A 9146-nucleotide genomic window follows, 5' to 3' on the forward strand; every position below is an offset into this window, starting at 1 on the left:
TAGAGGAAAGGTCAGTTGACATGGCCCGTAGGGGCAGCGCCGTCGCCGGGACCAGTAGTAGCACCCGGCTCGGAGCAGACAAGGAGACCGAGGCCCTGGCCAAGAAGGCCCGCAAGGCGGGCTGGACGGTCGAAGTCACCGGGGGCAACCACATCAGGTGGACCCCACCGCCCCTGGAGACCCCCGAGAAGGAGTGGACCGATGAGGAGCGCGAGGGTCAGGCCCCAGTGGTCTCAGGCCTTACGGCCGGAAGCTACGCCCTCCCCAAGCTCAAGAGCCAGCTCCGTCGAAAGGGACTTCATATCTAACAGCATTACGTAATACCGAATACGGCATCCCGGGTACCATTAAAGTCGCAACCTCAACAGCGACGGACGGTACCCGGGATGTTTGTTTTCCTCGCTTCGGGATCAGGAGGGGGTGGACTGTCCGTCGACAACCCCCTGGTCCTCGGGCCCATCGCGGCCTTCATATTCGCAGTCTTCGTTACCGAGATCGTCGTCTCCGGCAAGGCCTACCGACGCGAAGTCGAAGAGAACAAGCGACTGCGCGCACTGACCGAGAAGGTCGTCCCCCTGGCCGAGCAGATGGTCGGAGCCGCCCGAGACCTCGTCCAGGCCACCCAGGACAGCGTCGCCGCACAGGCCACCGTCACCGAAGTTCTGGAAGACGTCCTGGACCTGTTCCAGAGCGACGGAGGCCCCCGGCCCCGCCGGAGGAGGAACCCGTGATGCCACTGCTGCCACAGACCCGCACCCGCGACGACATAGCCCCCCTCGAAGACCTCGTGAACCGCTGCGTCGCCGAGGCCACCGAAGTCGTCGGATCAACCTGCGAGCACATGACCCAGCTCCGCTCCTACAAGCGCCGCCTCACCCGCGTCCGCATGGGATTCGACCAGGCCCGAGAAAGCGCTTAGGAAAACTCCATGTACATATCGAGCTGCGTCATAGCCGACGGCCAGCATGTCTATTCAGGGCCCGACTGCCCACATAATCGAAACGAAGACGAAGAGGGCCCAGTACAAGAACCGGGCTGGACCGTCCAGCAAAACCAGTAACCCCGACCTGCACGAAAGAGGAACACACAGTGGCTGCACCAAAGACCCAGAAGCCAGCCGAGACCGACGAGGTCGAGGTCACCGAGGCCGACGTCACCGAACCCGCCAGTGACTACGTCGCCCCGAACCTCGCATGGACCGTCCAGACCGGCGGCGGCTTCGACGTCCCGGCCTGACCCAAGCAGCCCCGACGCCCCGTCCCAGCCCTGGGGCGGGGCTGCTGCACATAAGGAGACCCAGTGGCCGCACGAAACCCCGGGCGGGGGCGCAGACCCGACAAGCGAGCCAACGCCTACGAGCAGTTGGCCTTCGACTTCGGCGAGATAACCAACCGCCCCGAACCTCCCCCGACGACCCCCAACCCGGGGGCACGCCCAGGATCCCGCCGCATCATGTCCACCGAGACGGCCGCAGCCATCCAGGCCGCCAAGGACGGCGACGACTTCGACCTCCTGCCCTACCAGCCGACCCCCTCGATCAATCCGCCGCGCCCGAGAACTCTTGCCGCTGGCTACGACAAGGATTCTCAGACGCTACGGGTTCGATTCCGAAACGGTCAGGTATACGGCTACTACAACGTCCCGCCGAATGTCTGGAGGAACTTCAAGCGAGTGAAGTCTCCAGGCCGCGCAATCAACCGAACACTGAACAACTTCTCCTACGCGCCGGAACACGACCTCGACAACCCCACGGGCGTGAGCTGATTTACCAATCCCAACCGCCCGGAGAATAGGCTCCATGTCATGCCTGAAACCCATGACGTGGGGCCCTTTTTCGCCCACACCGTAAACCTGAAGCCCGGGGCGCCATTCCTTCATACCGCGCCCACCGACGAGATCGAGCCCCCCTATCGCCAGTCCAATTCCACGGTGATCAAGATATGGCCCGGGAAGGGAATCGTCCTCGGCCGGTGGCGCAATACCTGGCGCTCGGAAAGCGACGCCCTCTACACCGCCGTCCAGGGCTACGGCAACGCCATGTCGACGGACGCCATCCGCGACCGCGCCCACCGGTTCGACGAGGACCTCGATGAACTCGTCATCTGAGAGCACCGAGGAAGAGAAGGCAGCGGCCCGCCGAGTGGTGGCCCAGAAGACCGACGACATGGACGAGGAGTACGACGCGCTATGCGCTCTTGGGCTGATGTGAAGCGCGCCCTGCGGGGCGGCGAAGAGAAGACCGACCCGGTCCGCGCGAAGGTCGCCAAAAGGCTCGACCGACTGCCGACCGTGGACGTACTCAACTGGGCCGACACCGTCGGCAGCGGCGTGGCGCAGGCACTGGACGACTACCGCAAGCAGGCCACCCCGGAGAGCCTGCTGGAGGCCCACCGTGGCACGCAGTCCTTGCTGGGCGTCCTGGACGTACTCTCCCGGCGCGAGGCATGAGAAAGCCCCGCTCGGTGATCGGCCGAACGGGGCCTGTTCCACCCAGCGGGACTCCGCGTCCGGAGCCGCAGGGGCATGTTTGTCACGACGGCTCTCCGTGTCCGGTGAACCCGGCAAGTGGTCTCCCCGCCCTGCGGAACACAGGAGAGCCTAGCGGGATTGCGCAGGTCAGGCGGCCAAAAGCTGTGACTGACTTTCAGTGTCGCAGCCGCACCGTATCCAACATGCCGTTCAGCTCGGTGGAGGACAGCGAGCGGCAGTTCGGCCGGGTGCGGGCCGCCGCGGAGGAAGCCGGCCGCGGGGCCGACGACCTCGTCTACTCCAACGCCCTCGTGGTCTGCGTCGGCAAGGACGACCAGGAGGTCGCCCGCCGCGCCGCCGCGATCGGCCGCGAGGTCGACGAACTGAAGGCCAACGGCCTGGCCGGTTCCCCGGCCGAGGTCGTCGACAAGATCGGCCGCTACGCGGAGATCGGCTCCCGGCGGTTCTACCTCCAGATGCTGGACCTCAGCGACCTGGAGCACCTGGAGCTGATCTCGTCCCAGGTGCAGTCGCAGCTGTCGTAGTACGAACACGAAGGCTCTCGTGACACGACGAGAAGGCTGACGCAGAGCGAACGAGAAGAAGGAAGGGGCGGCGGGGTGGGTCCGCCTACCTCGCGCCTCGCGTCACCTTCTGCCCGGCAGGCGCGGTCGTGGCCGTCCCCGTGGCGTCCGCCGACGGCCGGCCCGGCAGGAACGCCGCCAGGGCCAGGGCGCCCAGGGCAGCGGCGGAGCTGATGGCCATGATGGCGCGGAAGCCGTTCTCGGAGGGGGCGGTGAAGGCGCCGAAGGACGTGGTCATATGGGCGAGGATCACGCCCGAGACCGCGCTGGACACCGACGTGCCGATGGACCGCATCAGGCTGTTGAGGCTGTTCGCCGCGGCCGTCTCCGACGCCGGTACGGCCGCCATGATCAGCGCGGGCATGGCGCCGTACGCCAGGCCGATGCCCGCGCCGATCACGCAGGACACGATGACGATCTGCCAGACCGCGGAGGTCAGGCCGACGCCCATGCCGTAGCCGGCGGCGATCACGACCGCGCCCAGCATCAGCGTGACCTTGGGGCCGGCGCTCGCCGAGACACGCGCCGAGACGGGGGCGGAGGCCATCATCACCAGGCCCGCCGGGCCCAGCGCGATGCCCGCCGCGAGCATGGACTGGCCCAGGCCGTAGCCCGTGAGCGTCGGCAACTGGAGCAGCTGCGGCAGCGCCAGGGACATCGCGAACATCGCGAAGCCGAACACGGCCGACGCGAGGTTGGTCAGCAGCACCTGGCGGCGCACGGTGGTGCGCAGGTCGACCAGCGGAGTGCGGGCCCGCAGCTCCCACCAGCCCCATGCCAGCAGCACCGCGACGGCCACGGCGAACAGCCCCGTCGTCGTGCCGCTGCCCCAGCCCCAGTCGGCTCCCTTGGAGATCGCCAGCAGCAGGCACACCAGCCCGATGGACATGCCGATCCCGCCCACGACGTCGAAACGGCCCCCGGTGCGCACGGCGGACTCCGGTACGAAGGCCAGGACGAGCACGGTGACGAGGGCACCGAGAACGGCCGCCGTCCAGAACAGCACGTGCCAGTCGGCCTTCTCGGCGATGAAGGCGGCCGTGGGCAGCCCGAGCGCGCCGCCCACGCCGAGCGAGGCGCTCATCAGCGCGGTGGCGGAACCGAGCCGCTCGGGCGGGAGTTCGTCGCGCATGATGCTGATGCCGAGCGGGATGACGGCGACCGACATGCCCTGCAGGGTCCGCCCGACGATCATCGGCGTCAGCGAGTCGCTGAGCGCGCCGACCACCGATCCGACGACCAGCATGCCCAGGCTGAGCAGCAGCATCCGCCGTTTGCCGTACATGTCCCCGAGGCGGCCGACGACCGGGTTCGCGACGGCGCCGGCGAGCAGCGTGGCGGTGATCGCCCAGGTGGTGTCCGACGCCGATGCGCCGAGCAGCTTCGGGAGTTCGGGAACGACCGGGATGATCAGCGTCTGCATCAGCGAGACCGTGATCCCGCCGAGGGCGAGCACCGACACCACGGCGCCGGTGCGCCGGGGCGGTGCGGACGTTCCGGCGGGACCGGGCGGGGCGGACGCGGACATGGGCAAACCTCCGTAAGGAGCGAGCGTGGAGCAGGCGCGGCTCGGTCCGTCGCGCACGGCACGGTGTCGCGGCGAGTCTTCCATATTTTTCGTATGGCATACGCAAAATAGGGCCGGACCTCGACCGCGGCGGCTGCGGAAGGCGGTCGGGGAGGTAGCCTGCACGTGTCCGGGCGGAGTCGTCGCGGATGGAAGGGCACAGCACATGACGCCGGTGGCGACGGGGACGGAGACGGGTCGCAGGGGCCGCGGGAGGCCGCCGCGGCTGTCCAGTGAGCGCATCGTCGAGGGCGCGGTGGCGGAGCTGGAGCGCGAACCGTCCGTCTCCCTCACCATCAAGCGCGTCGCCGACTCCGTGGGCGCCGCCCCCATGGCCCTGTACCGCTACTTCCCGGACCGTGACGCCCTCCTCCAGGCGACCGCCGACCACGTCCTGGCCGCCATGGAGCGCGCCCCGATCGGCGACGGACCGTGGCAGGACCGGCTGCGCGCCTGGATGCGTGCCGGACAGGAGCGGCTGCGCCCCTACCCGCAGCTCGTCCCCTACATGACGACCACGCAGCAGCCCGCCTGGATCCCGGGCCTGGCCCGGCTGCGGGAGATCCTGACCCCGGCCGGCCTCGACGACGAGGACCTCCCCCTGGCGGTCGCGCTGATCTGCTCGACGATCATCGGCCACGCCGTGTACGACGGCTACCGCAGACCCGACGCGGAGATGGCGGCCCAGGTGCACGAGGCCACCGGCCCCGCGGCCGACGCCGTACGCCCGATCCTGGCCGGCATGCCCGCCGCGCACGCCCGTCTCCATGAGGTGGTCCTCGACACGACGGTGGCGGCGGTCGAACGTCTCGCGGCGGGGCGCCCGGGTCAGGTCCCCTGATGCTCCCGCGTATCTGTGACACGCCTGTGACCGGAACTGTGGCCTCCACCACGCTCCGGGGGACCGTGCCCTGATGGAGTGACCCGATGCGCAGACCCACTCCCCTCGCCCCGGCCGCCGTCGCCGCCGCCCTCCTGCTCCTCACCGCCTGCGGATCGGAACTCGTCGGCTCGGCGAGCCCGTCGGGCGGCGCGGTGCCGCAGCCCCAGGGATCCGAAGCGGAGCAGGACGGCGTACGGATCACCAGGGTGGACACCCCGTCCCACAGTGCCGGTTCAGCGGGCATCTCCGCGGCCTACGAGGTCACCAACCACGGCACCGAGGCCTTCACCTACACCATCACCTTCAACTTCACGAAGAGCAGCGGCGAGGTGCTGGACAACGTCCGGCACACGGTGAGCGCGGTCGGCCCCGGGCGGACGGTGAAGGGAACCGTCGACGCGAAGGAAGCGGCGATGATGGCGACGTCCGCCGAGGCCGTGAAGATCTACGAGGTCACCCGCGTCCCCGCGGACGAGGCGCCGGCCACGTCGGGACCGTGCCCGGCCTCCGGGATCCGCGTCTGGGCCGACGAAGGCGACGCGGCCATGGGGCTGCGTCTCGTGGGACTGCACCTGGAGAACTGCGGAACCCGCGACTACCCGGTCGACGGCTACCCGCAGGTCACCGTCCTCGACGAGGACCTGAAGCGGATCGACGACATCAAGATCTCCCAGGGCGGCGGCGGCATGTCCACCGTGGACGGCTTCGACGACCCGCCCCGGCCGGTGACCCTGAAGCCCGGCGAGAGCGCGACGGCGAGCCTCGCGTGGCACAACACCACCCAGTTCGGCACACCCGTCAACGCCCCGTATGTCAGGGTCCTGGCGAAGTCCGGCGCCGCGCCGGTCACGGTGACCCCCCACCTCGACCTCGGGACCACGGGCAAGCTGGGAGTGAGCGCGTGGAAGAGGTCCGAACAGTGAGCGGCCGGGTGCGCCAGCCTTATGCCGAGCGCGGGAAAACCGGTGGTCACGGGCCGGTTCGCGTTCCCGGCTGACTAGCCGGTTCGCTTGCTTCTCGGCGGCGGTCAGCGGCTTGTTCCGCGACGCCTGCGCTACCGCGCACCTCGGTCGGCCGTGTCGCGAGGGACGGTCAGCGGGAGGTGAGGGGTGTCTCGGACTCAATGCGGGTGAGTTTTTCGGGGTTGCGGACGTAGTAGAGGCCGGTGACGCGGGCGTTCTCCACGCGGAAGGCCAGCACGCCGTCGATCACGCCGTCCAGGCGCAGGATGAGTCCGGGGTTGCCGTTGACCGTCGTGGGCTCACTGGTGAGGGTGCCGCCGGCCTTGTCGGCGCTGCCGGCCATGTAGCGGAGCACCTTGTCGGTGCCGACGACCGGTCGCAGGGCCGCCAGCTTGAGGCCGCCGCCGTCGCTGACGAAAACAACGTCCGGGGCGAGTACGTCGAGCAGCCCCTGCAGGTCCCCGGTCACGAGCGCGCGCTGGAACGAATTCAATGCTTCCCGGGCTTCTTCGGGGGATGCCGGTGTGCGCGGCCGGCGGGCGTCGACGTGTTGGCGGGCGCGGTAGGCGATCTGGCGTGCGGCGGCGGGGCTCTTGTCGATCGCGGCCGCGATGTCGTCGTAGTCGATGTCGAAGACCTCGCGCAGCACGAAAACGGCGCGTTCGGTCGGTGAGAGGGTTTCGAGGATGAACATGAGTGCCAGCGACAGGTTCTCGGACAGTTCGACGTCCTCGGCCACGTCCGGCGCGGTGAGCAGAGGCTCGGGCAGCCAGGGGCCGACGTAGGCCTCCTTGCGCCGTTTGAGGGTGCGTAGCCGGTTGAGTGCTTGCCGGGTCGTGATCCGTACCAGGTAGGCGCGCTGGTCCCGCACCTGCGTCAGGTCGACCTTGACCCACCGCAGCCAGGCCTCCTGGAGGACGTCCTCGGCGTCCGCCGCCGATCCGAGCATCTCGTAGGCGACGGTGAACAGCAGGTCGCGGTGGGCGACGAAGGCCTCCGTCGCGGGGTCGGTGACGTGGTCGTTCATGTCGTGCGCTTCATTCTCTCGTGGTCGGCCCCATAAGCCGGAGGCAGGCCGTGGAACATGTACCCAGTCTGATGACGGGGTCGTCGGCAGTAGCCACCCCACTGATCAGACCACGCGGGGTGGGCGGGCTGGTGGGAATGGCGCCCCGGCGCCCGGCCACGGCCTACGAGGCCGCGGCGTTGTGTGCTTGTCACTCCGGCTCGGTCCTTCTCGGGCCGGACCGGTCGGTCCGGTCGGTCCGGCCGAAGGGGGGTCTTGGCGGCTAGAGGCCGCGCGTCAGGTGTTGGACGGCGTCGTGCGGTGTTGCGGCTGAGGCGATTCCAGGCGGTCGGTGCTGTCGCCGTGGGACGCGCGGGAACTGGCCTTGCGTGCCCCGGACACCAACTTATTGAGGGTGAATCGGCAGGCGATCTCCTTGACGCCGGCACCGAGCCCCCCGCTGATGCTGAGCGCGTTCACTCTGTCGTTCGGGTAGGAGAACTGGGTGACGCCCGCGTTCCGGCCGAGGCTGAGGCACTGCCCGGCGAAGAACATCCGGACGGGAGCGGGTGTTTTCCCCGCGATCCGGCGCAGGATCGTGGCGGCGGCTGCCGGGCCCAGCTGCACGGCGGCCTGGCAGCTCATCCGGAACGGCAGGTCCGTCATCACCGCCGCGTCCCCAGCGGCGACGATGCGCACGTCGTCCACACTGGTCAGCGTCCCGTCGGTGACCAGGCGGCCTTCGGTGTCGGTGCGCAGCCCGCTGCGAGCGGCCAGGTCCGGGACACGGAATCCCGCGGTCCAGATCGTCACCGCGCTGGGCAGCTCGCGGCCGTCGTCGAGCCGTACGCCGTCGCGTGTCACTTCCGTCACCTGCGCACCGGATCCTTCGAGGACGGTCACACCCAGCTTGGCGAGCCGGCGGGCGACCGGGCGGCGGACTCGGGCATGCAAGGAGGGGCCGAGCACATTGCCGCAGACCAGGGTGATCTTGCGGCCCGCCTCCGCCAGCTCGGCGGCGGTCTCCAGGCCGGTCGGGCCGGCCCCGACCACGGTCACCGGAGCCGACGCGGCCGTCTCGGCCAGCGCCGACCGCAGTCGTTCCGCCCCCTCGAGGTCCGACACCCAATGAGCGAACTCCGCCGCTCCGGGCACGCCGGGGTCGGAGGCGCCGCTGCCCACCGCGTAGACGAGGTAGTCGTATGAGACCGTGCCACCGCCCGCCAGCGACACCCGGCGCTCGGCAGCGTCGATCCGGCTCGCGGTGTCGACCACCAGCCGGACGTTCCCGCCCAGAACCTCACCGAAGCCCACGACCGCGTCATCGGAGCCGGTCACGAGCTGATGCAGGCGGATCCGCTCGACGAAGTCGGGACGCGGATTGACCAGGGTTACCGACACGCCATCGCGCCGAGCCAGGCTGTTGGCCGCCGTCACGCCCCCGTACCCGCCGCCGACCACGACCACCTCGACGTTCCCGTTCATCATGTCTCCCTCGCGTTGTGGACTCGGCATGGAGACACCAGCCGCGCGCCCCGTATAACAGCCCACGGATGAGACGTAGCGCACAACGGACGCGGCGGAAACGCCGCTCCTTCCGCCGCGAGTGGCGTGACGCGGCCCTGACGAGGTCGGGCAGGGGCCGGGGAGTCTCGCGGTAGCGGGCGAGTGGGGC

Annotated in this window: 12 protein-coding genes and 1 pseudogene; 10 read left to right on the forward strand and 3 right to left on the reverse strand. The window is 69.5% G+C overall.

Translation table 11 applies throughout. From position 1 onward, the window contains the following. The first annotated feature begins 20 nt into the window (after positions 1 to 20). The 8 genes and pseudogenes from ABT114_RS32685 to ABT114_RS32720 all read left to right on the forward strand — a co-directional run. Positions 21 to 308 (forward strand): hypothetical protein, encoded by a 288-nt coding sequence (locus ABT114_RS32685; protein ID WP_351146522.1) that lies wholly within the window; start codon positions 21 to 23, stop codon positions 306 to 308. Between the two features lie 78 nt (positions 309 to 386). Further along, complete coding sequence (locus ABT114_RS32690) at positions 387 to 731, forward strand: hypothetical protein (RefSeq protein ID WP_351146523.1); 345 nt, start codon at positions 387 to 389, stop codon at positions 729 to 731. Further along, positions 731 to 919, forward strand: a complete 189-nt coding sequence (locus ABT114_RS32695) for a hypothetical protein (RefSeq protein WP_351146524.1) — start codon at positions 731 to 733, stop codon at positions 917 to 919. The genes ABT114_RS32690 and ABT114_RS32695 overlap by 1 nt, the downstream gene beginning before the upstream one ends. 170 nt (positions 920 to 1089) lie before the next feature. Further along, a complete protein-coding gene (locus tag ABT114_RS32700) occupies positions 1090 to 1236 on the forward strand; it encodes a hypothetical protein (RefSeq protein WP_351146525.1) in 147 nt (48 codons plus the stop codon). 216 nt (positions 1237 to 1452) lie between these two features. Further along, on the forward strand, positions 1453 to 1764 hold the full coding sequence (locus tag ABT114_RS32705) for a KTSC domain-containing protein (RefSeq protein ID WP_351146526.1): 312 nt from the start codon (positions 1453 to 1455) through the stop codon (positions 1762 to 1764). Positions 1765 to 1803: 39 nt separating this feature from the next. Continuing rightward, complete coding sequence (locus tag ABT114_RS32710) at positions 1804 to 2106, forward strand: hypothetical protein (protein WP_351146527.1); 303 nt, start codon at positions 1804 to 1806, stop codon at positions 2104 to 2106. Positions 2107 to 2187: 81 nt separating this feature from the next. Continuing rightward, a complete protein-coding gene (locus ABT114_RS32715; RefSeq protein ID WP_351146528.1) occupies positions 2188 to 2448 on the forward strand; it encodes a hypothetical protein in 261 nt (86 codons plus the stop codon). Positions 2449 to 2669: 221 nt separating this feature from the next. After that, positions 2670 to 3014, forward strand: a pseudogene (locus ABT114_RS32720) (LLM class F420-dependent oxidoreductase); the annotation flags it as partial. Between the two features lie 85 nt (positions 3015 to 3099). Here ABT114_RS32720 and ABT114_RS32725 read toward each other — a convergent pair. Next, entirely contained in the window at positions 3100 to 4581 is a 1482-nt protein-coding gene (locus ABT114_RS32725) for an MFS transporter (RefSeq protein ID WP_351146529.1), read from the reverse strand. A gap of 205 nt (positions 4582 to 4786) precedes the next feature. On the opposite strand from ABT114_RS32725, the gene ABT114_RS32730 reads away from it, so the two are divergent. Both ABT114_RS32730 and ABT114_RS32735 read left to right on the forward strand, forming a co-directional pair. Then, complete coding sequence (locus tag ABT114_RS32730; protein WP_351146530.1) at positions 4787 to 5461, forward strand: TetR/AcrR family transcriptional regulator; 675 nt, start codon at positions 4787 to 4789, stop codon at positions 5459 to 5461. An 86-nt stretch (positions 5462 to 5547) separates the two neighbouring features. Next, positions 5548 to 6426, forward strand: a complete 879-nt coding sequence (locus ABT114_RS32735) for a DUF4232 domain-containing protein (protein WP_351146531.1) — start codon at positions 5548 to 5550, stop codon at positions 6424 to 6426. 169 nt (positions 6427 to 6595) lie between these two features. Here ABT114_RS32735 and ABT114_RS32740 read toward each other — a convergent pair whose 3' ends face one another. After that, positions 6596 to 7492, reverse strand: coding sequence for an RNA polymerase sigma-70 factor (locus ABT114_RS32740; protein WP_351146532.1), 897 nt, complete (start codon positions 7490 to 7492; stop codon positions 6596 to 6598). A 276-nt stretch (positions 7493 to 7768) separates the two neighbouring features. After that, positions 7769 to 8956, reverse strand: coding sequence for an NAD(P)/FAD-dependent oxidoreductase (locus ABT114_RS32745; protein ID WP_351146547.1), 1188 nt, complete (start codon positions 8954 to 8956; stop codon positions 7769 to 7771). Positions 8957 to 9146: the final 190 nt, after the last annotated feature.

The organism is Streptomyces sp. NPDC002088 (genome assembly GCF_040296605.1).
Taxonomy (GTDB): domain Bacteria; phylum Actinomycetota; class Actinomycetes; order Streptomycetales; family Streptomycetaceae; genus Streptomyces.

Bases quoted from the DNA above. Each gene is read 5' to 3' on its own strand.
- ABT114_RS32730 (WP_351146530.1), top strand. From the start codon at position 4,787: ATGACGCCGGTGGCGACGGGGACGGAGACGGGTCGCAGGGGCCGCGGG.
- ABT114_RS32740 (WP_351146532.1), bottom strand. From the start codon at position 7,492: ATGAACGACCACGTCACCGACCCCGCGACGGAGGCCTTCGTCGCCCAC.
- ABT114_RS32735 (WP_351146531.1), top strand. From the start codon at position 5,548: ATGCGCAGACCCACTCCCCTCGCCCCGGCCGCCGTCGCCGCCGCCCTC.
- ABT114_RS32725 (WP_351146529.1), bottom strand. From the start codon at position 4,581: ATGTCCGCGTCCGCCCCGCCCGGTCCCGCCGGAACGTCCGCACCGCCC.
- ABT114_RS32710 (WP_351146527.1), top strand. From the start codon at position 1,804: ATGCCTGAAACCCATGACGTGGGGCCCTTTTTCGCCCACACCGTAAAC.
- ABT114_RS32745 (WP_351146547.1), bottom strand. From the start codon at position 8,956: ATGAACGGGAACGTCGAGGTGGTCGTGGTCGGCGGCGGGTACGGGGGC.
- ABT114_RS32690 (WP_351146523.1), top strand. From the start codon at position 387: ATGTTTGTTTTCCTCGCTTCGGGATCAGGAGGGGGTGGACTGTCCGTC.
- ABT114_RS32715 (WP_351146528.1), top strand. From the start codon at position 2,188: ATGCGCTCTTGGGCTGATGTGAAGCGCGCCCTGCGGGGCGGCGAAGAG.
- ABT114_RS32705 (WP_351146526.1), top strand. From the start codon at position 1,453: ATGTCCACCGAGACGGCCGCAGCCATCCAGGCCGCCAAGGACGGCGAC.
- ABT114_RS32695 (WP_351146524.1), top strand. From the start codon at position 731: ATGCCACTGCTGCCACAGACCCGCACCCGCGACGACATAGCCCCCCTC.
- ABT114_RS32685 (WP_351146522.1), top strand. From the start codon at position 21: ATGGCCCGTAGGGGCAGCGCCGTCGCCGGGACCAGTAGTAGCACCCGG.